General features: G+C 46.2%; 26 protein-coding genes. 24 read left to right on the top strand and 2 right to left on the bottom strand.

Features of this window, described 5'->3' with window-relative positions; all coding sequences use genetic code 11:
• Positions 1-19: 19 nt before the first annotated feature.
• The 5 genes from ABGV42_RS07590 (at position 20) to ABGV42_RS07570 (ending at position 5057) form a co-directional block, all read left to right on the top strand.
• Positions 20-1300, top strand: coding sequence for an aminotransferase class III-fold pyridoxal phosphate-dependent enzyme (locus tag ABGV42_RS07590; protein ID WP_347381123.1), 1281 nt, complete (start codon positions 20-22; stop codon positions 1298-1300).
• Between the two features lie 60 nt (positions 1301-1360).
• Positions 1361-2392 carry a zinc-dependent alcohol dehydrogenase gene (locus ABGV42_RS07585; RefSeq protein ID WP_347381122.1) on the top strand — a complete coding sequence of 344 codons (1032 nt, stop codon included), beginning with the start codon at positions 1361-1363 and terminating at the stop codon, positions 2390-2392.
• A gap of 81 nt (positions 2393-2473) precedes the next feature.
• Complete coding sequence (locus ABGV42_RS07580; protein ID WP_347381121.1) at positions 2474-3718, top strand: MFS transporter; 1245 nt, start codon at positions 2474-2476, stop codon at positions 3716-3718.
• 64 nt (positions 3719-3782) lie between these two features.
• A complete protein-coding gene (locus tag ABGV42_RS07575; RefSeq protein ID WP_347381120.1) occupies positions 3783-4376 on the top strand; it encodes a DUF1349 domain-containing protein in 594 nt (197 codons plus the stop codon).
• Between the two features lie 39 nt (positions 4377-4415).
• The gene (locus tag ABGV42_RS07570; protein ID WP_347381119.1) at positions 4416-5057 is read left to right on the top strand and encodes an HAD family hydrolase; all 642 of its coding nucleotides are present in this window, start codon (positions 4416-4418) and stop codon (positions 5055-5057) included.
• Here ABGV42_RS07570 and ABGV42_RS07565 read toward each other — a convergent pair.
• On the bottom strand, positions 5054-5869 hold the full coding sequence (locus tag ABGV42_RS07565) for an AraC family transcriptional regulator (RefSeq protein WP_347381118.1): 816 nt from the start codon (positions 5867-5869) through the stop codon (positions 5054-5056). The genes ABGV42_RS07570 and ABGV42_RS07565 overlap by 4 nt on opposite strands.
• A gap of 243 nt (positions 5870-6112) precedes the next feature.
• Between ABGV42_RS07565 and ABGV42_RS07560 the strand changes: the two genes are divergently transcribed.
• The 4 genes from ABGV42_RS07560 to ABGV42_RS07545 all read left to right on the top strand — a co-directional run bounded on the left by ABGV42_RS07560 (position 6113) and on the right by ABGV42_RS07545 (position 9938).
• A complete protein-coding gene (locus ABGV42_RS07560) occupies positions 6113-7240 on the top strand; it encodes an NAD(P)/FAD-dependent oxidoreductase (RefSeq protein ID WP_347381117.1) in 1128 nt (375 codons plus the stop codon).
• Positions 7241-7262: 22 nt separating this feature from the next.
• On the top strand, positions 7263-7550 hold the full coding sequence (locus ABGV42_RS07555; RefSeq protein ID WP_347381116.1) for a hypothetical protein: 288 nt from the start codon (positions 7263-7265) through the stop codon (positions 7548-7550).
• A 14-nt stretch (positions 7551-7564) separates the two neighbouring features.
• Positions 7565-8458, top strand: a complete 894-nt coding sequence (locus tag ABGV42_RS07550) for a TetR/AcrR family transcriptional regulator (RefSeq protein ID WP_347381115.1) — start codon at positions 7565-7567, stop codon at positions 8456-8458.
• A 247-nt stretch (positions 8459-8705) separates the two neighbouring features.
• Positions 8706-9938: a cytochrome P450 gene (locus ABGV42_RS07545; RefSeq protein WP_347381114.1), complete on the top strand. Its 1233-nt coding sequence runs from the start codon at positions 8706-8708 to the stop codon at positions 9936-9938.
• A gap of 83 nt (positions 9939-10021) precedes the next feature.
• Here the strand turns inward: ABGV42_RS07545 and ABGV42_RS07540 are convergent, their stop codons facing one another.
• A complete protein-coding gene (locus tag ABGV42_RS07540) occupies positions 10022-11461 on the bottom strand; it encodes a DHA2 family efflux MFS transporter permease subunit (protein ID WP_347383171.1) in 1440 nt (479 codons plus the stop codon).
• Positions 11462-11740: 279 nt separating this feature from the next.
• Between ABGV42_RS07540 and ABGV42_RS07535 the strand changes: the two genes are divergently transcribed.
• The 15 genes from ABGV42_RS07535 (at position 11741) to ABGV42_RS07465 (ending at position 23577) form a co-directional block, all read left to right on the top strand.
• Positions 11741-12343: a TetR/AcrR family transcriptional regulator gene (locus tag ABGV42_RS07535; RefSeq protein ID WP_347381113.1), complete on the top strand. Its 603-nt coding sequence runs from the start codon at positions 11741-11743 to the stop codon at positions 12341-12343.
• Positions 12344-12372: 29 nt separating this feature from the next.
• Complete coding sequence (locus ABGV42_RS07530; protein ID WP_347381112.1) at positions 12373-13011, top strand: NAD(P)-dependent oxidoreductase; 639 nt, start codon at positions 12373-12375, stop codon at positions 13009-13011.
• A gap of 103 nt (positions 13012-13114) precedes the next feature.
• Complete coding sequence (locus ABGV42_RS07525) at positions 13115-14050, top strand: ArsR/SmtB family transcription factor (protein WP_347381111.1); 936 nt, start codon at positions 13115-13117, stop codon at positions 14048-14050.
• A 190-nt stretch (positions 14051-14240) separates the two neighbouring features.
• Entirely contained in the window at positions 14241-14909 is a 669-nt protein-coding gene (locus ABGV42_RS07520; RefSeq protein ID WP_347381110.1) for a hypothetical protein, read from the top strand.
• A gap of 119 nt (positions 14910-15028) precedes the next feature.
• Complete coding sequence (locus ABGV42_RS07515) at positions 15029-15703, top strand: response regulator transcription factor (RefSeq protein ID WP_347381109.1); 675 nt, start codon at positions 15029-15031, stop codon at positions 15701-15703.
• Complete coding sequence (locus tag ABGV42_RS07510; protein WP_347381108.1) at positions 15700-17073, top strand: sensor histidine kinase; 1374 nt, start codon at positions 15700-15702, stop codon at positions 17071-17073. Before ABGV42_RS07515 ends, ABGV42_RS07510 begins: the two co-directional genes overlap by 4 nt.
• Positions 17074-17289: 216 nt before the next feature.
• Positions 17290-17646 carry a hypothetical protein gene (locus tag ABGV42_RS07505; RefSeq protein WP_347381107.1) on the top strand — a complete coding sequence of 119 codons (357 nt, stop codon included), beginning with the start codon at positions 17290-17292 and terminating at the stop codon, positions 17644-17646.
• A gap of 2 nt (positions 17647-17648) precedes the next feature.
• Positions 17649-19367, top strand: a complete 1719-nt coding sequence (locus ABGV42_RS07500) for an ABC transporter ATP-binding protein (protein WP_347381106.1) — start codon at positions 17649-17651, stop codon at positions 19365-19367.
• A 183-nt stretch (positions 19368-19550) separates the two neighbouring features.
• Positions 19551-19802, top strand: a complete 252-nt coding sequence (locus tag ABGV42_RS07495; RefSeq protein ID WP_347381105.1) for a spore gernimation protein GerQ — start codon at positions 19551-19553, stop codon at positions 19800-19802.
• Between the two features lie 40 nt (positions 19803-19842).
• A complete protein-coding gene (locus tag ABGV42_RS07490; protein WP_347383170.1) occupies positions 19843-20223 on the top strand; it encodes a spore coat protein in 381 nt (126 codons plus the stop codon).
• The gene (locus ABGV42_RS07485) at positions 20220-21356 is read left to right on the top strand and encodes a zinc-dependent alcohol dehydrogenase (RefSeq protein ID WP_347381104.1); all 1137 of its coding nucleotides are present in this window, start codon (positions 20220-20222) and stop codon (positions 21354-21356) included. Before ABGV42_RS07490 ends, ABGV42_RS07485 begins: the two co-directional genes overlap by 4 nt.
• A gap of 28 nt (positions 21357-21384) precedes the next feature.
• Positions 21385-21594, top strand: coding sequence for a hypothetical protein (locus tag ABGV42_RS07480; protein WP_347381103.1), 210 nt, complete (start codon positions 21385-21387; stop codon positions 21592-21594).
• On the top strand, positions 21591-21890 hold the full coding sequence (locus tag ABGV42_RS07475; RefSeq protein ID WP_347381102.1) for a spore coat protein: 300 nt from the start codon (positions 21591-21593) through the stop codon (positions 21888-21890). Before ABGV42_RS07480 ends, ABGV42_RS07475 begins: the two co-directional genes overlap by 4 nt.
• A 188-nt stretch (positions 21891-22078) precedes the next feature.
• Complete coding sequence (locus tag ABGV42_RS07470; protein WP_347381101.1) at positions 22079-22501, top strand: MarR family winged helix-turn-helix transcriptional regulator; 423 nt, start codon at positions 22079-22081, stop codon at positions 22499-22501.
• Positions 22498-23577, top strand: coding sequence for a threonine aldolase family protein (locus ABGV42_RS07465; RefSeq protein WP_347381100.1), 1080 nt, complete (start codon positions 22498-22500; stop codon positions 23575-23577). The genes ABGV42_RS07470 and ABGV42_RS07465 overlap by 4 nt, the downstream gene beginning before the upstream one ends.
• Positions 23578-23632: the final 55 nt, after the last annotated feature.

Genomic DNA, 23632 nt, shown 5'->3' with positions numbered 1-23632 from the left:
ATACAGGGAGGAAATATAGGTGAATTCAAAAGAGAGCACGCTGGATCGTGCCGTAAGGTTTACCCGGAATCTGGAGTGGCTCGCGCACGTCGAAAAGGTCATTCCGAGCGGATGCAGTACACTTGCCAAAGCACCTGAACGGTTATTTCCAGGCCACACACCCGTATGCTGTGCAGAAGCACGTAATTCCCGATTTATCGATATTGATGGGAATGAATGGCTGGATTGCGAGATGGCCATGGGTACGGCACCTTGGGGACATGCGCGCCATGAAGTTCAATTGACCGTCATTCATCAGTTGAAAAAAGGGACAAGCTACTCCATTCCGGCTGACATTGAACTGGAATGTGCTGACCTGATCCTGCAGCGGTTTGGTGGGCGATATCCTTCGCTGCGATTCACGAAGAGCGGTGCTGATGCTGTCAGTGGAGCCGTACGTCTGGCTAGGGCAGGAAGCGGCAAAAGCAAGGTGATTGCAACAGCCTATCATGGTTGGCATGACTGGTCAGCTTATGGTTATTATGGTCGCGAAACGAAAGAGCGCGGTATCCCAGTGGATATTGAACGTACAACAATCTGGGTCGACAAGCCTTCACCAGAGCGAATTGAAGCTCAGATTACAGCGTCTCCCGAAGACATCGCCTGCATTGTGCTGTGTCCGAATGAATGGAAGCCTGAACCGCTGGAGCAAGTCGTTTCCCTCTGCCGGTCATTGGATATCATTGTGATTTTTGATGAAGTCACTTCGGGCATTCGAATGGGCAAGCAGGCAACAGCAGGAGAATATGACATCTGGCCGGATCTGCTCTGTATTTCCAAAGGAATGGCGAACGGACTGCCTCTCGCTGCCGTAATGGGACCCCAGCATTTGATGTCATTGTCGGGACAAGTCAGATTCAGCAATGCCCATTCCAGTGAAACCACTGCACTTGCAGCAGCCATCGCATGTGAGCGCTTGATGAAAGCTGCAAAGGTATGGCCAAGCTGGCGTGATGCCACCATCCGGATCATGGACCTGATTGAAGCGGAACTTGTGCTTCTTGGGCTGACGGACCAATTGGCGCTGAAGGGAACCTATGCAAGCTTCTACATTCACTCGATTACGGAGGATAACTTCCAATCTGATCCGTTCCGGGAGTTTATCGTTAAAAAAATGGCGCACTTCGGCATTTTCACCAAAGGATATTTTATTTTCTCAGATGCACATACTCGCGAAGAATTGCTGTGGGTGGAGGAAGCACTATTGCAGACGCTTTCGGACTGGAAAGAGCTGCGTAAACAGGAGCACCTTGCTCAATAACAATTTCGAAAACGTTTATAACTTCATCCCTACGGGGGAATCGACTAGGAGGAATAATCCATGAAAGCACTCGTATATCAGGATCATAAACAGGTAGCATTACTTGATGTTGAACAACCAAGCATCCAAAAACCGAACCAGGTTAAAGTCAAAATTTATGGCTCAGGCATCTGCGGCACGGATCTGAACATTGTCAAAGGCAAAGTTCCGGCAAACAAGGGAACGATTATCGGTCATGAAGGCGTGGGTACGGTCGTGGAGGTGGGCTCGGAGGTCCGCGGATTTCAGGTAGGCGACCGGGTTTTGATTGATCCCACCCAGTCTTGTGGAACCTGCTCCTACTGCCGCGAAGGATTGTTCATCTATTGTGAAAACTTCGATGATTATCAGGTAGGCATGACCACGCACGGTACATTTGCCGAATATTACGTGGGAGATGAGAAATATATCTATCCAATTTCGGATTCCATGAGCTGGGAGACGGCGATGATGATTGAGCCGCTTGGTTGTGTTCTGCAGACGTTCATGAAAGCAGGGGTTAAGCCAAGTGATTCAGTGCTCGTTCTGGGTTCAGGCGCCATTGGCTCCCTGTGTCAGCTTGTAAGCAAACGATTGGCACGGCTCACCGTTGGCACAGAAGTAGACCCGTACCGCAAAGAGTTTGCTTCAACCATTGCTGATCATGTGTTCTATCCTCAGGAACTGACGCTGGATAACGTATACGAAATTAACAACAACAAAAAGTTTGATATCGTAGTCGATGCTGTGGGGAATCAGCTTCATGTTGGATTTGAGATGATTGCCAAAGGGGGCAGAATCATTCCCATGGGCTACGACGACAGCTATAAGGTGACATTTAAATCAACTGACGTGATTAATGATGGGATTAGCATTATTGGCGCCGTAGCCGTGCATTCGATGATTAGTACGGCATTGAAATTCGCGCAAAGCATTCCGGAACTGGAACGCATGGTGACGGCCAAGGAACTGCTATCTGATTACGAGGAGGCATTTAACGGCACCGTGGGATATCATCTGCGTACCGGGGAGCCTCTGCCGATGAACTCGGTCAAAACAGCTCTAATTTTATAGGAGTATAGAAGTCTCGGAATTGCCGCTGCTTATGGATCACCATGGGCGGCGGCAAGATCCGCAGAAGGAGGGGGATTTGGATTGAAGCTGCTTCAGGATTTGCCGAGAAATCCACGGTATTCCATTTTACTTGAACCGGTATGGGCCATCCCGGGCACGATTGTCCTGTTTTATGCTCCTTTATATATGAAGGAAGCCGGACTTTCGGACATCGAAATCGGTTTGATCAATTCGGTGAATCTTTATTTTGCCTTTATATTTCAGTTGTTTGCCGGTTCAATTACGAACAAGCTGGGCCGGAAGCGGACAACGCTGATATTTGATCTGGTTGCGTGGAGTATTCCGATGTTCATCTGGGCATTTTCGCAAAATTTCTGGCTGTTTCTGATTGCCTACCTGCTGAATGCCACCTCAAAATTCGTGACGGTATCCTTCAACTGTCTGATCATTGAGGATGTCGAGGAGCATAAACGCTCCAGAGTGTTCGGCATTCTTAACATGATTATCACGGCAGCGGGAGTACTAACGCCGATCGCAGGCGTAGTTATTGCTGATTTTGGCATTGTGCCAACGCTGGCCAGCATCTATTTTGTCGGGGGAATTTTGATGACCGCGATGTTCTTTATTCGTAACCGGTATACCGATGAAACTGAGGTCGGTAAAGAGCTGATGGGCATGCACAGTCAAACGAGGGTGCTGCACAGCCTTGCTTCAAGCCTGCGTCTGTTTGGCAAATCGTTCTATAAACGAAGACTCTTGCCGATCATCTTGATTACCGTGCTTTCCAATCTGATTCTGCAGCTGAATTTCTTTCAGGTCATTTTCTTTAAGGAACAGCTCAAGTTTGATGATCGTGTGATTTCGTTTATCCCGGTTGTGACGGCATTAACGGTCATGCTGCTGTATCTGGTCATCATTCCACGTCTGAAACAACGATCGGAGGAGAAGTATGTTGGATTTTCCATCATATTAAGTACAATCGGAGCCGTACTATTTCTGTTGATCCCGGTTGGAAACATAGCCATGCTGTTCCTGACGCTGATCGTGCTTGCGGCCGGTAATTTTATTCTGCAGACGTATCGGGACTCCCTGCTCATGAACAGACTGGGCACGCATGAAAAAGCCGATATGTTCTCAGCCGTACAGACGGTCATGACGCTGACCGCCATTCCGTCAGGTTACCTGACAGGGTTGCTGTACCATCATCATCCTGTGCTTTTGTTCAGCGTCATTCTTGCACTGTACGTCATCCTGATGGTCATTATGTTGTTCCTGCCTGATTCACAGAAACATACCCAAGTGATCGAATCTTACAAAAATATGTAGGAGAAGGGGTTTTCTGTATATAGGAAGAATATGTAATACAGAAAACGACTTGGGAGGTTAAGAGATGTCAAATGTATTTGCAGCAGAAACAAGAAGCCAAATGAACTGGATGAATGAACCTGAAAGCTGGTCTTACACAGAAGAGGGCGTACTCATTGTGGAGGCTCAGGCTGATACAGACTTTTTCCAGGACCCCGCCGGCATTAACGTCCGTGCATCCGCTCCATTCCTTGCGATACCTGTTCCGGGTGATTTTGAACTGACCACCCAATTAACAGTGGACATGAAACACCAGTATGACTCCGGATGTCTGATGGTCATGGCAGATGAACGCAACTGGTGCAAGCTTTGTTTTGAGTATGATGGAAAAGCAGCAACCATTGTGTCGGTGGTTACCCGGGACGGTTCCTCTGACGATTGCAATTCGATTGAAGTACCCGTACCCGATCCATACCTGCGCATACGCAAGGTAGAGGATTGCATTTCATTTTTTTATTCACCCGATGGGGAAGAGTGGAAACTAATTCGGTACTTCGGCATGCCGATTCAGGGGGAGATCCAGGCAGGCGTCGTTGCACAGTCACCAACCGGAGCAGGTTGTACCTGTCGCTTTTTGACCTTGGAGGTTACAAGGCCTGACTTGACTGCACGCTTCTAAGCCATTTCCCCCGCCGATCATTGGAGGGAGAACAGGTTCATGATAAAAGCATTTATTTTGGATTTTGATGGACTGATCCTGGACACAGAGACACCTTGGTATTATGCGTTTCGGGACATTTATCAGGAACACGGTCTTGAACTTGGACTGGAGCTCTGGTCCAAAAATGTGGGAACGGACTTTGAAGAGTTTCATCCTTTTCTGTATTTGGAACAAGCACTCCAAAAACCGATTGATCATGATCAGATCAAACTGTTATCCGAGCAGAAATATACATCCTACCTGGGGCAGGCCGCTATCCTACCCGGTGTGCACGAATTGCTCCGGTCAGCCCGAGAGAAGGGGATTCAGCTCGCCGTTGCTTCGAGCTCCACGCGCGATTGGGTTCATGGCTATTTGCACAAACTGGGCATATTTGAACAATTCTCCGTCATTCATACGGCTGAGGATGTCAAGCGCGTCAAGCCAGATCCGGAGTTGTATCTTCTGGCTCTAAACAGTCTGGGGATCGAGGCTTCGGAGGCTGTTGTTTTCGAAGATTCACCTAATGGGCTGAAGGCAGCCAAGGCTGCGGGGATTCGTTGCGTCATTGTGCCGAACGAGGTAACTCGCGATCTGGAGTTCAAGCTGCATGATCTGCGGTTATCCTCGCTGGCCGATATAGATGTGGACATTCTCTAACTCAGGTATTGTTTGCGTAACTCAATCGGAGAGATTCCTTCGTATTTCTTGAACACAGAACCAAAGTAACTGGCGCTGTTGAAACCGACCGCTTTGGCGATGTCATGGGCCGTAATGGCATCATTCTGAATGAGCATTTCCTTGGCTTTCAACAGTCGATATCGTGTCAGGTACTCAAGCGGAGTCATTTGGAATTCTTTCTTGAATATCCGGTTTAAGTGCTGCTCGGTTACGTTCATCTGCTGAGCCAGCATGGTAAGCGAGATATCCTCATAATAATTTTGCTTGATAAAAGTAACGAGTCCGGCAAGCTTTAAGCGTGCATCGGAGCGTTCATATGCACCATAACGATCTCCTTCGATCGTCAATCTGACCAGAAGCATGTAGAGTAATGCAGATACGTGCCAGATTTGATCCTTGTGCCGGGACTGCAGCGCCAGCGTTATTTCATGCAGCAGGATATGAAGCATTCCATCCGGCTTGAAGGCGCGCAGCTCCCCGATCTGCAAGGTATGCAGGAAGCGGGGTAACAAATAGCCATTGAACGTAAGACAGTTAAACAACAATGATTCACTCAGATTATGATAGCGATAGTTAACTTCAGGAAACATGATAAGAGCGGTTCCTTCACGGATCAAGAATTCATGATTTTTGGCTGCGATTCGCCCGGTTCCTCCGATGCATTGTACTATGGTGTAATCCCGTGAATGGTCGCTCCAATGCATGAATTCATCAGCATTCATCTGGATCTGCCCCGTAATCATTAGTGGCATATCGGCATCCAGCGGATTCTCCATGCTAGGTTTCGGCATCGTTGTGTTATTCCTCTTTTCGTTAAGGGATCGTGTGCGTAAGTGGCGCGGAGACAGCGTTAAAAGAAACCTAATTTGAATTATATTACATAAATAACATTATTTTAAATGTCGCTATTGCAACAATGAACCATAGAGCGAAAACCTTTTAGCTTGAAGGATCGAAATGGGGATATCTTGCTAATCTGATGCGAAACAGTATACGCTATAATGGAACCAGTGATAGAGGAAAGGGATGCACGCATGAAGAAAGTCATCGTAGTAGGATCAGGAATACTGGGGGCTTCGACAGCCTATCAGTTAGCAAAAAGGGGTGCGGAAGTCATCCTTGTGGACCGTGGCGATATTGGACAAGCGACGGATGCTGCGGCGGGTATTATCTGCCCATGGTTATCGCAAAGGCGTAATCAGGATTGGTACCAGCTTGCCAAGGCCGGCGCACGCTTCTATCCCGGATTAATTGAAGAACTGCAAAGCGAGGGAGAAACGGAAACCGGTTATGCCCGAGTGGGGGCATTAAGTATTCATTCGGATATCGAAAAAATCGGCAAGATGGAAGAGCGGGCTCATCTTCGAAGAGCAGATGCACCGGAAGTTGGGGACATTACACGACTTAACGAAGAGGAAACGCATGAGCGGTTTCCATTGCTGGACCAACGTTATCATTCGGTATATATTAGCGGCGCAGCGCGCATAGATGGGCGTGCCCTGCGAGATGCCTTCATTCGATCCGCGCAGCGGAATGGAGCTGTCCTCATTCATGGGGATGCTGCTCTTTTATTTGATTCGGGTCGTGTAACAGGAGTGACGGTTGATACAGAGTGTATTATGGCAGATGAAGTCATTGTATGTGCAGGTGCATGGGCCAATTCGATCCTGAAGCCTCTGGGCATTCACTTTAAGGTTCATTACCAAAAAGCACAAATTATGCATTTGCAGGTTTCAGAACAAGAAAAAACTGGCAGCTGGCCTGTGGTTATGCCACCTTCTGATCAATATCTTTTGGCATTTGAAGAGCACAAGATCGTGATCGGCGCAACACATGAAAATGAAATTGAAGGTTACGACACAAGAATCACACCGGGCGGTATGCAGGAAATCTTGAATAAAGGGCTGGAGCTCGCCCCAGGTTTGTCTAATAGCACGTTTCAGGAGGTAAGAGTTGGCTTTCGGCCGTTTACGCCAGGCTTTCTTCCGGTTATGGGAATTGTTCCAGGATGGAAGGGACTGATCACGGCCAATGGACTTGGTGCCTCAGGTTTAACGATGGGCCCCTTTATTGGCTGTCAGTTAGCGAAGCTGGCTCTGAATCAGGAGTTGGATATCGATATCCAACCGTATAATCTTGCCAAAGCGATAGATGAATCTTAAAAAAGGAAATGTGGAGGTGAACATGACCTATTCACAGCGTATAACCCAAGCAAATTCTTCGGATATATCCTATTTGGAGTACCAGATCGGTGCTGCGGAGGACGAATTGAAACAAGCTGAAAGCCAGCAGATCCAATACGAATCTGAATTGAACCAACGAAGGATGTTGACGGCTGAGGCCCAATCATTTCGGGATACCGACATAGAAGAAAAACTGCAGCATCAACTGGCCGAAGTGAAGAAGCGTATGGAAGCGATCCGTACACGGCTAGTTCAATTGCAGGACGATATGGAGAAGTTGGCAGATTGAGAGGTCCTCACCTTATGAATAAACGAAAACAACTGCTTTTGGACACGGCACTCGTGCTTTTTGAGAAGAATGGCGTGTCCAATACAACCATCCAGATGATTCTGGATCATTCAGGTGTGTCGAAGGGCACATTTTATAAATTTTTCAGTTCCAAGGATGATTGTGTTCTCGCGATCCTGGAGCAGCGGATCCAGGAAGATATGATGATTCGCCAAGAACTTGAGGCGCAAAAGTATAGCTCTGATTTTGACTTACTGGTAGACCAGATCGTGGTGCCGATGATATCGCCGGACAAACAGCGAGTAGTTGAGTTGTTTTGGACAGGCTTTTATTCCGGGGAATTTGATGTCGAAAATCTAACCAGAATCCAGTTAAACTGGCTGGCTGGACGACTTGTACAGTTATTTGGTGAAGAGGTTAGACCATACGCCTGTGAAGGGGCCATTTTTTGTTTTGGGATGGTTCACCAGATTTCGAATACGTGGAGAAACTTTCATCTGAACCAGCCTCATTGGAAAGCACTAGTGCCGAAGGTCCTGAACTATACCGAGGTTCTGCTGAGAGACTTGGTGAACAAACAGGAACATATCATTGATGCGGCAAGTCTGGCTGTTATCGATCCTGAATTCAAGCAGAACGTACCGGATAAACAACATCTGCTTGCCGAGCTGGACAAGTTCAACCGGTCTATTCAGAAATCTAACGTATCCATCCAGGCCAAGGAATTAACCCAAGGACTATGGTCCTTGTTCCGGGAAGAACCGCTTAATTTTTCCATGCTGAAGATTACGTTAACAGCTTTTCAGGCTGCTTTTGATTCTGGATGTGAACAGATGCAATCAAGAAAGATTGCTCAGACATGCTGGTGGTTTATTGAAATGAACGGAATGATCGAGATTGCAAAATAGCTAACAAACAATTAATCAAACTATATAATATACAAGTCGTATAATTAAAACCCTCTTATAAGAGGGTTTTTTAATTTGGTTCAAATGGTTTATATCAAAAATTATACGATTCGTATAAAATTTAACTAGGTGCTGAACTGTCAATTCATGTACCGATGAAGGAGGAGTGAGGCAAACGATCTACCGCGGCGAGAACCCGTAGTCGACAACAGCCAAACAAGAATTTATTTCAGGAGGTGGCATCAGCATGTACAAAGAAGTGATTCGAGTGGAGGATATCACCAGATTCCAGTCCAGATCCGAGGAGTTCTTCCCGATTCAGTGGTATCAAAAGATGTTGTCCGAAAGTCCAGTGCACTACCATGAAGATACCGACACCTGGAATGTGTTCAGGTATGATGATGTTAAACAGGTTCTAAGCAATCATGAATATTTCTCAGCTGAAGGCACCCGAACAACCATAGCCGTAGGGGCGAAGAACAAGGAAGGCACACCTCCGGACAAACTAAACATCTCAAGCATTGACCCGCCAAGGCATCAAAAAAGCCGTTCATTGTTATCCGCAGCCTTTACACCCCGCAGTCTCAAAAACTGGGAACCGCGAATTCGCAACATTGCGAAGCAGCTGGTGGAAGACCTGGAGTTTAATACAACCATTGATATCGTTGAAAAGCTTGCTGCTCCACTGCCTGCCATGGTCATGGCGGACTTGCTCGGGATCCCGCTCACGGACAGCCACCGGTTCAAAAGCTGGGTGGATATCCTGTTCCAACCTACCACACAAGAGAACGCACAAGAAAGTGAAATAAAGAAACAGGCTGCTGCTCAGGAATATTATCAATTCCTGTATCCTCTCGTAGTGAAGAAGCGGGAAAATCCCGGAGAGGACATCATTACCGATTTGTTGAACGTCGATGTGGAGGGAGAAAAGTTCACTGAAGATGAAGTCGTTCGAACAACGATGCTCCTGCTTGGTGCTGGCATAGAAACGACGAGCCATATGGTCTCGAGCACATTCTATTCTTTCTTGTACGACGAGGGGGATTTATACGGCGAGTTAAGACAGAACCCGGATCTGGTTCCGCTTGCTGTGGAAGAAATGCTTCGATACCGATTCCATAATGCGAAAAGACATCGAACAGTCAAGAAGGACAACCAGTTGCTTGGTGTTGATCTGAAAAAAGGGGATGTCGTCATCTCCTGGATGAGCGCGGCGAATATGGACGAGCGAATGTTTGATCACCCGTTTGAAATTGACATTCATCGTCGCAACAATAAAAAACATCTCACTTTTGGCAATGGCCCGCACTTTTGCCTTGGGGCACCACTGGCAAGGATGGAACTTACTCTTGTATTAACAGCCTTTGTGGAGAGGGTTGCACGGATTGAAGCTGTGGACACATTTGAGCTTGAACGGAATCTGTCGACCTCAGCTCCAGGACAATCCTTGACGCATTTACCGCTGAAGATATTTGAATAGGAAATGCTCATGATAAATCAAGAAAAAAGCGGCAGACTGGACATGGAATTCGTCCTGATCTGCCGCTTTTCTATCTTTCCTGTTTAATTCGAGTTCATGGAAACTTTCTGTCTAACAGGCATTTTGGCTTCTTCTTCTTTTGCTTGTTTCGTACGTTTAATAAAGAAGGAGAGAGCGAGTCCAACGACTGCTATGCCAATGATTACGACATAAGCATCGTTGATTCCCTGGATCATGGATTCCATTGCCAATTGCTCCCGGGACAAGCTGTTCGCAGCACCACTTGCGATCATATCCTGTGCATGGGTCGTGGTACGACTGGTCATGACACTTACGAGCAATGAAGTACCGACCGCACCAGCGACCTGTCTGACTGTATTAGAGATGGCTGTACCATGTGGACCGAGTCTTGGCGGCAGCTGGTTCAGACCTGCCGTTTGAATTGGCATCATGAGCAGAGCCATACCAATTCGGCGTCCGGTAGACATCAGAACCAGATAAGTGTAGCTGGTTGAATCCGTCAGATCGATAAAGCCGATCGTCGTTACGATCGTAATCACCATACCAATGATGGCAAGCCATTTTGCTCCAAATCGGTCGAACAAACGTCCAGTAACCGGCATCAGGAATCCCATGACGAGAGCACCTGGAAGCAGTAATAAACCGGATTCCAGTGCGGTGTAACCACGGGCATTTTGAAGATACAGAGGCAGCAGCATCATGTCTGCATACATGATCATGGTAATTGCGATATTAATGATCGTGGTCAAGGAGAACATATTATACTTGAACGCACGAAGGTCGAGCAGCGGGGTTGCAGAAACAAGCTGACGCCAAGTGAATAAGGCGAGGGACACAATTCCTGCCGTAAGACAGATGAGCACTTCGGCACTGGACCATCCCAGGCCTCCCGCGCGGCTGAACCCATACAATAATGCACCAAAACCAATTGTCGATAACGCTACACTAAGCGTATCAAACTTGGTATCAATGCGCTCGGATACATTTTTCAGATACACAAACGCACATCCGATAACAATGACCGTCAATGGGATCATCGCATAAAACATCGTTTGCCACGAATAGTTCTCAAGCACGTAGCCAGCTAAGGTAGGTCCGATTGCCGGGGCGAAAATGACCGCGAAACCGACCATACCCATGGCAGCTCCCCGTTTCTCAGGAGAGAACAGCGTGAGAATGACATGCATCAGCAGCGGCATGATAATACCTGCTCCAGCAGCCTGCACCATACGACCTGTAAGCAGTGTACCGAAGTTGGTTGCGAGTGCCGATATGATTGTACCGATCAGGAATATGAACATAGAAGCCTGAAAGAGCTGTCTTGTCGAGAAGCGCTGCATGAAATACGCAGTAATTGGAATAAGTACTCCATTCACCAGCATGTAGCCGGTTGTTAACCATTGCGCTGTTGTCGCGGAGATATTAAAATCACCCATCAACTCCGGAGTGGCAACACTCATGAGGGTTTGATTCAACGTGGCAAGAAATGCACCCAGAATCATGACAAACAGTATGGGACCTTTTTTGATGTTTTTCTCATCATCTAATCTAGCCTGACTCAATCCATTCCATCCTTTCAATCTACACGTGACTAAATTTACAACGTGTTGTATAGTTTACATTGTATTTATTGAATTATATACATATTCCCGCAGATTACAATTTACACCTCTGGGTATATTCGTTGCTTATTTTACAGAATTAATAAATTTGTAGCTTATTAAGAAAATAAACGACTCATTATTTAAAATTGTAATTTTCTGAAATAAGGAGTGAATAGAATGAAAAACGATAACAAGGCCGCTACCGATCCGCGAATACTCCGGACAAGGCAACTCATACGGGATGCCTTCGTAGATCTGATGCAGGAAATGGATATCGAAAAATTAACGGTGAACCGGATTGCCGAACGTGCAACCATTAACCGGGTAACCTTCTATCTTCATTATCGTGATATTACGGATATGATGGAGAAGTTGGCGGACGAGATGAACGAACATATTGAACGGATCATTGATCAGTATCACCGGTTTGACAATAATGAAACAGAGGAGGCCTGGCCAGTTCTGGTGAAAGTATTGGAGCATTTTGCTGATCATCCCAAATTCTATCGTGTTGTGCTAGCTTCCAAACGAACCCCTATTTTCACAGAGCGACTGTTGAAATTGTTAACTAGACTCGTTACTGAAAAGATCGAAAAAATGGAGATGGAAAGTGCTTTTGCGCAGGCAGGCATCCATAAGGAAATTGCGATCTGGTACACCTCTTCGGCCCTGATTGGAACCATTGTGGCTTGGCTTCGCAATGACATGCCTTATGCACCTCATTTTCTGGCCAAACAATTCTCATTGATTCGCTCGTATTCGTACAAAGGCCTTATGTAAAAAAACAACAAGGAATGGATGTGAGACGCATGAACATCATCATATTTGGAGCGACCGGAAGAACAGGCAAGGAGCTGCTGCAGCGTGCGCTGAGTGAAGGACATACCGTAATTGCATTTGTCAGAAATCCTTCCAAACTAGGCATTTCTCATCCAAACTTAAAGATCGTGCAGGGCGAAGTAACCCGGTATACGGATGTCGACCATGTCGTGAAAAAGGAAAAAGTGGATGCGGTCTTTTCTGTTCTTGGCGCGAAGAGCCCGTTCAAAAGAGATCTCGTTCTTATCGATGCCTTGAAAAACATTATCCAGGCGATGGAAAACAATGAAGCAGGCAAACTGATTCATGTGTCGTTTATTGGCACTCATAGAGATGCCGGAAAGCTCGGTTTCTTGTACAAACATGTCATCCCGAACGTCATGACCAATCTGCTTCGCGATCACCTGGACAAGGACAACCTTGTAACCAGCAGCAAGCTGAATTGGATACTGGTTCAACCTCCTATACTTACAATGGAAGATTATAATGGAGAGTATGTTCACGAAACGCAGATCCACCCGGACAAGTCTCGGAAACTCAAGCTGTCGCGTGCCAATCTGGCTGATTTTTTGCTTAAACATGTGAACGATGGTTCATATGATCGTAAAGCCGTCTTGGTTACAGAGTAAGTCAACCATTCGTAAGGGGGATCCATCCAGGGATTGGATTGTGTTTGCTTTTGTTATTCAGTAGAATGATTTTAATTTATATTTTCAAAAGGAGAGCGGTTACGTGCTGGAACTCAGTTTCAATGACCCGGATAAACTGGTAAATGTCACCCATGCCTTGTCAAACCGTTCCCGGATTGACATTCTCCAGCTGTTACATGTGAGCAAGCTGAATATCATTGAAATTGCCGAGGCGCTAAATTTACCGATTTCAACCGTGGCCAATCATATCAAGGTGCTTGAAGGTGCCAATTTAATACATACAGAGATGCTTCCTGCATCACGCGGAGCCATGAAATTGTGCAGTCGCAATTATGATGATATACACATTATGTTGGATCAGGTGGTACCTGATTCCACCTGTGACATGAATCTGTATGAGGTGGAGATGCCCATTGGACATTACAGTGACTGTGAGGTGACGCCCACGTGCGGTATGGCAAGCGCTACAGGCATAATTCTTAAAGAGGATGATCCGGCAAGCTTTTATCACCCCGAACATGTGGATGCTCAGATTATCTGGTTAAGCGAAGGGTATCTGGAATACTTGCTTCCGATGGATATTCCTTCTGACGCAACGATCCTATCCTTGGAACTGTCCATGGAAATGTGCTCTGAAGTACCTCATTACAATAACGACTGGCCGTCTGATATATCTGTATGGGTGAATGGCATGAAGATCGGGATGTGGACAAGTCCGGGAGATCTGGGCGACAGGCGTGGCAAGCTGAATCCGGATTGGTGGCACAACGGCTCTACGCAGTATGGAATTCTTAAGACATGGCAGGTAGACCAGGAGCATACCACATTGGATATGAAGAAAATCTCCGATATATCTTTGAGTAATCTCGAGCTGGGGGATAAACCCAAATTACGCCTGCGCATTGGAATTGATCCCAGTGCCAAACACCAGGGGGGAATGAACCTGTTTGGTAATCAATTTGGTGATCATGGGCAGCACATTTTGATGCGTGTGAAGTACACGCTGAATCCAGCGTAACTCCGCTGATACGGCATGCTAAGTAATAGAAGAACTCGATTTCAAGGCCGCCCTTGGGCGGTTTTTTTAACAACAAATGGTTTGAAGGTAAGGAGGGAGCGTTCTGCTGATAGATTCTACTCAACATAAACGTCTGATCGGGATCATGAAGTCATTTCCCCTGAAACAGAGGTACTCGAAAGAGGAACTGTTGATAAATGATCTGAAATTAGGGTCTGCAGGGAACGTTGAAATGTTCTATTCACCGCATAATGAATATCTCAATGCCTCCGCCAAAGTCATGCTTGTTGGCATTACACCGGGTTGGCAGCAGATGGAGATTGCTTTCCGCACAGCCATTCGAGCCTTGAAGCATCAGAATTCATATGAATTCGCCTGCCAGGAAGCGAAGTTTGCCGCCAGAATGGCTGGAACGATGCGAACGAACTTAATTCATATGCTTCAGGAGATAAGATTGCATGAATTTTTAAGCGTGCCTCATGTGCAAGAGCTTTTTGATCCTGAGTGCACACTTCTGCATACCACTTCTCTGATTCGATATCCCATCTTTGTGAAGCAACAAAATTATACGGGACATCAACCAGCCATTACCACTAATACTTTTCTATATGAAGCTGTACTTGGGTCTTTCCTGCCTGAATGGAATCTTCTGAACGAACCATTAATTATTCCACTCGGAAAGTCGGTTGAGGCTGTACTTCGTCAATTGCTTGATGAGAAGCGGATGCAGGATAAGAGAATTTTGTGGGGATTCCCTCATCCGTCCGGCGCTAACGGTTACCGGCTCAAACAGTTTCAGCAGAACAAAGTAGATATGCAGCACACACTACGCTACCTCAATACCGCCGATCCTTCCTAGTTAAAAGCAATAAGAGTTTTAAACGGCATCGGACATACATTGACAGTGGGTCAATCGAGTGAATTAATAGTATAATAGTCAGGACGACCTAGAATGCTTTGAAGGAAAAGGAGAAGCAAATGCCGACAATACTTGTTGCTGACGATGATGCGAATATTCGCGAACTTGTCTGTTTATTTCTGAAGAATGACGGATTCACTACGGTAGAAGCTGCAGATGGCAAGCAGGCCCTAACAGTTTATGCCTCGACACCTGTCGATCTGGTTGTGCTTGATATTATGATGCCGATTATGGATGGATGGACATTATGCAAGGAGCTGCGCAGGGCAAGTCCCGACCTTCCCTTGCTTATGTTGACTGCAAGAGGTGAAACGTGGGAGAAAGTTAAGGGTTTTGACCTGGGAACAGATGATTATCTGACGAAACCGTTCGACCCCATGGAATTGACGGTTCGGGTCAGAGCGCTGCTGAAGCGTTACCGGATTGGCTCTACACAAACGATTCAGCTCGGGAATCTTATCCTGAATAAACAAACCTATAAAGTCACTATGGGCACGGAATCTCTTGCGCTGCCGCTCAAAGAATTCGAATTGCTGTACAAGCTAGCTGGTACACCAGGACAAGTATATACGCGCGAGCAGTTAATTGATCAAATTTGGGGAATTGATTACGCTGGAGATGATCGAACGATAGACGTACATATTAAACGTTTGAGAGAAAGGTTTGTCGCTTCAACTGATTTTCGAATTGAAACGGTGCGCGGCCTTGGTTATCGGCTTGAGGTTAGTGAATGATCAGATCTCTGTATATCCGTGTGGTACTAACCTTTTTAATTTCCGTCATCGCGGGTACGATCATCGCCTTCGTGATTACCTTTTTGGTATTCAGGGGGAATATGAATGAGAATGTCCAGGAAGAATTATTGAGTTTTGGACAGGATATCGTGCGTATCTATGAAACTATTCCATTGCATGAAGCAGACAAATTTGTGGGAGGGATGAAGCAGCTCAACTCCTATCATATCCGCATTTACGACGAGGATAATACTGAGGTCCATTCCTATGGAACACTGGGTGACCAGGCTTCTGCTCGGGTGTCATCGGATCAAGTAAAGAACGTACTGAATGGGGAGATCGTTCGTGCTGATTCGTCCAACGAATCTACAGGTTTTGTCGGATTGCCATTAATGACGGAAGCGGGGGCGAAAGCGTTATTTATACAGCCGCTCTTATCACCGTACACTTCTTTCAACGTAAGATGGTTATCCACTTTCCTGATATATTCTTTGGTCATAGGGAGTTTGTTGATTCTGATTGCTTCCATATACGTGGTGAAACCGATTAACAAACTTACCAAAGCAACCAAGCGTCTGGCCTCAGGTGATTTTAATGTCAGGCTGAATATCAAGCAGACGGGAGAGCTTGGAACCTTGGCTCGAAGTTTTGAGGAGATGACACATGATCTGCAGCAGCTTGAACAAATGCGCAGAGAATTTGTAACGAATGTATCGCATGAGGTTCAGTCGCCGCTGACTTCCATATCCGGTTATGCTCAAGCGCTCAAGCAGGTCAATCTCGGAGAGCATGAACGAAGCCGCTATCTGGATATCATTATTGCTGAAGCAAAGCGGATGTCCAAAATGAGTGACAGCTTGCTGAAGCTGAGTTTGCTTGAGTCCGATTCTCAGCCATTGCGATCTGTCACACGCAGTCTGGATGAACAGATCAGGCGTGTAATCGTGGCACTGCAGCCGCAGTGGACTGCCCGAAACATCGCTTTTGAGTTGGATCTTGAACCGATCAAAGTAACAGCGGATCATGATCAACTGGACCAGGTCTGGATGAATATTATAGGCAATGGTATCAAGTTTACCGAAGATGGTGGCATCATTGGCGTGAGCATCAAGCGGAATCTCTCGGATGTAATCATTCGAATATCCGATAATGGAATCGGAATCGACCCTGAAGATCAGAAGCGTATATTCGAGCGCTTTTTCAAGGCAGATCGTTCCCATAGCAGCAAAACCGAAGGAAGTGGCATGGGGCTCGCTATTGTTAAACAGATTGTTTCGCTTCATCAAGGTGATATTCAGGTGGAGAGCAATCCGGGTCAAGGAACAACCTTTGTCATCACCTTGCCGATCAATCCTGCTGAAAAGTCATAGGTAGACGATAATAGTCTATCAAATGAATAAACCACGATCCGCTGAGGATGACATACAAGAACATTTGTATGTCATCCTCAGCTTTTTCGATTTTCAGAAGTAAGAGGGTCATTCACATAACTGGAAAATAACGGTTGACAGATGTGTTTATTGCGTATACAATCGTATACATATTATCGTGTATACAAACGTATACGTTGTGGAGGTGTTCTTGAAATGAGAGATGCTAATGAGTCAGCAGAACGTCAAAGTTTGCGTTCAGGACGTGAACGCGGAGAAGAAGAGCAGCGTGGTGAACGGTCCAGAAGGGGCAGAGGACATGGGGAACATCACGGTAAGCGGGGGAATGGAGCACAAACATTCCGCCGTGGCCGGATTCTGGTATTTCTGGAGCAAATGCAAAATCGAAGAACAACTTTGGCCAGACAGCTGGGTCAAGCGGAATATGAGCATATTCGTCCGATGATTAGTGGTGAACTGAAAGCCATTGACCAGGTTATCGATGAATATATTCATCTCTTCGAGCTGCAGGATGAAAATGAAAGCCCTAATAAGGATTTGGAGAGTGAATAAGAATGATTCGTCGTTTCTTTTCGTATTATCGGCCTTACAAGAAACTGTTTGTCATTGATTTTGGATGTGCAGTGATCGCAGGGCTGTTGGAACTGGCTTTTCCTCTGGCCGTGAGCAAATTCATCAATGAATTATTGCCAGGCCAGGACTGGCCGCTCATTATCCTGGCGTGTGTTGTATTGTTGTCCATTTATGCGCTCAATACAGCTTTGAATTATGTGGTTACATATTGGGGTCACATGCTCGGTATTAACATTGAGACCAACATGCGTGAGAAGATGTTCGCTCACTTGCAGAAGTTGTCGTTCCGTTTCTTTGATAATCGCAAAACGGGCCATCTGATTGGTCACTTAACCAATGACCTGAACGACATCGGAGAGGTTGCCCATCATGGACCGGAGGATGTGTTCATCGCTGTGATGACATTGATCGGTTCATTCTGGCTCATGGCGAATATTAATCTGGAGCTGGCATTGATTACATTTATTATTATTCCGATCATGGCCTGGGTCATCATCGTATTTGGTGGCCGGATGACCAAAACCTATCGGCGTCTCTTCGGCAATGTGGGTAATTTCAATTCCCGGATCGAAGATAACGTAGGCGGGATTCGTGTTGTTCAATCGTTTGCCAATGAAGAACATGAGAAGAAACTGTTTTCCGTCGACAATGAGAACTTTCGTCAAACGAAGCTGCTTGCCTATAAAACGATGGCCAAGAGTATATCGGTCAGCTATATGATGATGAGACTGGTCACTGTATTTGTGATGATCAGCGGGGCCTGGTTTTTTATTGACGGCAAAATTGATATGGGAGACTTCATGGCATTCCTGCTGCTGTCCAATATCTTCTTCCGTCCGATTGAGAAAATCAACGCGGTCATTGAAAGTTACCCGAAGGGAATCGCCGGCTTCAAGCGTTATCTGGAAATCATTGATACGGAGCCTGAAATCGCTGATGCCAAGAACGCAGTTGAACTGAAACATGTTCGGGGCGATATCCGTTTTGAGAATGTATCATTCGGTTATGAATCCAGCCGTCGCATTTTGAATAACATCAGTCTGTCTATTAAACCTGGAGAAACCGTTGCATTCGTTGGACCTTCCGGTGCAGGGAAAACAACCATCTGCAGTCTGCTTCCAAGGTTCTACGAAGTGGAAGAGGGGCGAATCACGGTGGATGGTGTTGATGTTCGGGATGTCCAGCTGCAATCCCTTCGCAAGCATATTGGTATCGTTCAGCAGGATGTATTCCTGTTCTCAGGAACCATCAAGGAGAATATCGCCTATGGGGATCTCACGGCAACTGATGAGCAAATCTGGGATGCTTCCCGCCGGGCATCGCTGGAGGAACTGCTTCTCACGCTGCCGGACGGCATCGATACGATCATCGGTGAACGTGGAGTTAAGCTCTCGGGGGGGCAGAAGCAGCGTTTGTCCATTGCCCGCATGTTCCTGAAAAATCCACCGATTCTGATCCTGGACGAAGCAACATCTGCTCTGGATACGGAAACGGAAGCTTTAATCCAGAAATCTCTCGCAGAACTGTCAGTGGGCAGAACCACATTGGTCATTGCACACCGTCTGACAACCATCAAGAATGCGGACCGGATCATGGTCGTGAATGCAGACGGCATTGCCGAGCAAGGGAATCATGATGAGCTGGTCGCTGCTGGTGGAATTTACAGCCGACTTCATCAGGTACAATATAGTCATTCATAAAAATAGGTTATTGTGACCGAACCGCGCATTTTGCGCGGTTTTTTGCCGTTCATTGTTTTTCACTTTATAAATGAACGTATATCTGCATCCTGTACATGAACGGCATAAGTGTTGTTCTTATCCTGAAATAGAATATATACGAGGTATGGGGACAACATACTTATGATAAATGGAGGTGACCTTATGACCAACTCACCGGAACACTTGGCCGGACATGAATCACTGGATTTACATGAAGTTATCAATTTTAAAACACTGTGCCTGGCGAAGTCCAAATTGATGCAAGGTCTTGTCTTCGACCAGGATCTGAAAGACTTGATGCAAAAGGACGTAATACAGTCCATGCAGGCGCTGCAAGATTTGCAGGCTATCTATACAAAGGCCCCTTTTGAAACGACGGTTCCCACTCACAGACCTACGCCAATACTAAACTGAGGTGATCCACTTGAAACAGGAAGCGATAAATCCCGCAAAGATGGATGCATTGGATCCGGCCAATTCACTTCATATGCCTGAAATGGCGGATATGACGTTTGCGATGGATTTTTTGATCCGTGCCAAAGAAGGTGTTCGCAATATAGCGATTGCTCTGACTGAGACGGTATCGGCAGATGCCAGAGCGCTATTAAAGCAGCAGCTACATCAGGGTATTGAACTTCATCAGGAAATATCGGAGCTTATGATTCGTAAGAAATGGTTTCATCCCTATGAGCTTCAAGAGCAATACCAGCTGGATCAATTGTCTGCGAATCAAACCGTTGAAATTGCCAAGCAGCAGTTATTCCCGGAGGATACCCGGCGAAAAGGTTTATTTGATCGTACACCGGATGAGCACATTGGAGGAGACAAGGCATGAAGGCAGTGACCTACCAAGGCATCAAAAATGTCGTAGTTAAGGATGTACCTGATCCCAAGATTGAGAAGCGGGATGATGCGATTATCAGGCTCACTACTACGGCGATTTGCGGATCGGACCTGCATCTGCTCCACGGAATGATTCCCAACCTGCAGGAAGACTATGTCATAGGGCATGAACCGATGGGCGTTGTTGAAGAAGTGGGTCCGGATGTGACGAATCTGAAAAAGGGAGATCGTGTCATTATCCCTTTTAATATTGCATGTGGCCAATGCTTTTATTGTCAAAACCATCTGGAGAGCCAATGTGACCAATCGAACGAACATGGAGAAATGGGCGGTTTTTTCGGTTACTCGGGAACAACCGGTGGATATGCTGGAGGGCAAGCCGAGTACTTGAGAGTTCCTTTTGCCAACTTTACTCATTTCAAAATTCCCGAAAGCTGTGAACATGAAGATGAGTCATTGTGCCTGATCTCCGATGCGATGACGACTGCTTTCTGGAGCGTTGATAATGCGGGAGTGAAGGATGGGGATACTGTTGTCATCGTTGGCTGTGGTCCCGTTGGTTTATTGGCTCAGAAATTTGCCTGGTTCAAGGGTGCAAAACGGGTGATCGCAGTAGATTACCTGGACTACCGTTTGCAGCACGCCAAACAAACGAATCAAGTCGAGATCGTTAACTCTGGAACCATTCCGAACGCGGGAGACCATATCAAGGAAATAACCAAAGGCGGAGCAGATATTGTGATCGATTGCTCTGGCATGAGCGGGAAAATGACACCTCTTGAATCCCTGGCTTCTGGACTTAAGCTGCACGGTGGAGCTTTGGGTGGATTCCTGATTGCATCCCAAGCTGTTCGCAAAGGAGGGACCATTCAGGTAACGGGCGTATACGGAGGAAAATACAACGGATTTCCTTTTGGAGATATTTTTCAGAGAAATGTTAATCTTCGTACGGGACAGGCTCCGGTCATTCACTATATGCCTTATATGTATGAACTGATTGATACAGGTAAAGTGAATCCACGTGATGTGGTTACCCATGTGATTCCGCTCAGTGATGCCAAAAAGGGGTATGAAATATTCGATACAAGGCAGGATCAATGTATTAAGGTGGTTCTCAAACCATAAGCAGTTCGGAAAGGAAGCGTGATTCAACATGAAATATGCCCTGCATGAAACACTTGAAGTTCAGGAGATGGCTGCGTTCAGAACCGTCAATTTAACCAAATCGAATATCATGGTGCTGCTCGTTTCAGATCCGGAGCTGAAGGAGATATTAAGGCAGGAAGTACAGCAATCGACAGATGCGGTCCAGGAGTTGAATGAGATTATGAAAAAGGCTGAACTGCAGGAGATGACAAAATGAATCCAATCATTGAGCATTTGATGGGTGTGCAACCCTTGACAGACCAAGTCATAGCGATGGATTATTTGATTACTTCTAAAAGTGCAGTGAGGAATTATGCAATGGCCGTCACGGATGCAGGTACTCCCGAAATCAAGTCGATATTGGTTCGTCAATTAGATGAAGCTATTCTTGCACATGAGCGCATTGTAACGTATATGCTCGAGCGTGGGTGGTATCATCCATGGGATACCAAGCAGCAGCTGCAACTCAATATGCAGAATGTAGATACGGCCCTAGGTCTGTCTTTGAACTGAAGAGCTAAGGTATGAAACAAAAGTCACAGTCCGTGCCGAGAAAAGGTACGGATTGTGGCTTTTTTGTCATGCAGCATCATTTTGTTGACAACGTCCACTAATCAACTTATTATAATGTTGACAATGTCCACTAAAAGGGAGGGTTTCACATCGACTCTCAGCATATAGATTCTGATATTCTGGCTGACATGCGGCGTTTCAACCGTTTTTATACCAATATTCTTGGTGTACTTGATAAGTATATCCTTGGTACAGGCTATTCGTTTGCCGAGGTAAGGGTCATCATTGAAATTGGGATTCGCGGAGAGAGTATTGCGAACAATCTGGTGGATACACTGACCATCGATCGCAGTTATATGAGCCGGATTGTAAACAAGCTGTCTAAGGAAGGCCTGCTTATCAAGGTTAATTCGGAAGCTGACAGCCGGGTCAGTCTCATTCGTCTGACGGATAAAGGCAAGGAGCTCTACGCCGAATTAAACGATCGGTCTGACCAGCAAATATTGAAGTTAATGCAGGATCTGAATGAGGAAGAGATCAGAGAGGTCTATGCTTCCATGATGAACATACAAGCGAAGTTAACGAAGAAAGCAGGAGAGACAACACGATGATACGATTCGAATGTGATTATAACGAAGGTGCCCATGAACGCATTTTACAAAGACTGATCGAGACCAATATGGAACAAACGAGCGGATATGGTACAGATCCGCACTGTGATCGGGCGAGAGCTCTTATTCGTCAGGCGTGTAACAGCGAGGAGGCTGATGTACATTTTCTGGTCGGAGGCACTCAAACGAACACAACCGTAATTGCGTCCACATTGCGTCCCTATCAAGGAGTCATTGCGGCTACCTCGGGCCACATTGCCGTTCACGAAACCGGTGCAATTGAAGCAACCGGCCATAAAGTGCTTACGGTTCCCAGTGAAGACGGGAAGATCACAGCGGACCAAGTAAAGGCAGTCTATAAGGCACATATGAGTGAGTCTTCTCCAGAACACTGCGTACAGCCAGGAATGGTTTACATATCCCAGCCTACAGAGAACGGTACAATGTATAGTAAGGCTGAATTGCAATCATTGTTCGATGCAAGCCGGGAATCCGGACTCCCCTTATTTGTGGACGGTGCACGACTCGGATACGCACTTGCGTCACCGGATTGTGACATGACTCTTGCTGATCTCGCCCATCTATGTGATGTGTTCTATATTGGAGGGACCAAGATTGGTGCACTGATGGGGGAAGCAGTAGTCATTCTGAATGATGCACTGAAGTCTGATTTCCGTTACATGATTAAACAAAAGGGTGGTCTGCTCGCAAAAGGCAGATTGCTGGGCATTCAATTCGAAACGTTGTTTGAAGACGGATTGTATCTGGAAATTTCACGTCATGCCATCGATATGGCCATGCGAATTCATGATTCACTTGAAGCGCAGCACATCCGGTTCCTGTATGAATCACCAACCAATCAGCAGTTTCCGATCTTGCCTGATGTTTTGCTTGAGAAATTACGCAGTCAATACACCTTCACATTCTGGGAAAAGGTTGACGACACACATAGTGCAGTCCGTTTCTGCACCAGCTGGGCGACTCAGCAGGCTAATGTGGATGCGCTGGTTCGTGATATCGCTCAATTGATGCATGAATCAAGTGAAAGCCGGGTACTGGCTGAAGCACTGGTTTAAACCGAATAAGAAGAATGAATAGTTTCAATCTACTGAGAAAAGGACGACTACATGT

The sequence above is a fragment of the Paenibacillus pabuli genome, assembly GCF_039831995.1.
In the GTDB taxonomy this organism is placed as follows: domain Bacteria; phylum Bacillota; class Bacilli; order Paenibacillales; family Paenibacillaceae; genus Paenibacillus; species Paenibacillus pabuli_C.
Note: the sequence above shows the minus strand (reverse complement) of the source record. Positions and strands in the feature narration are given on the sequence as shown.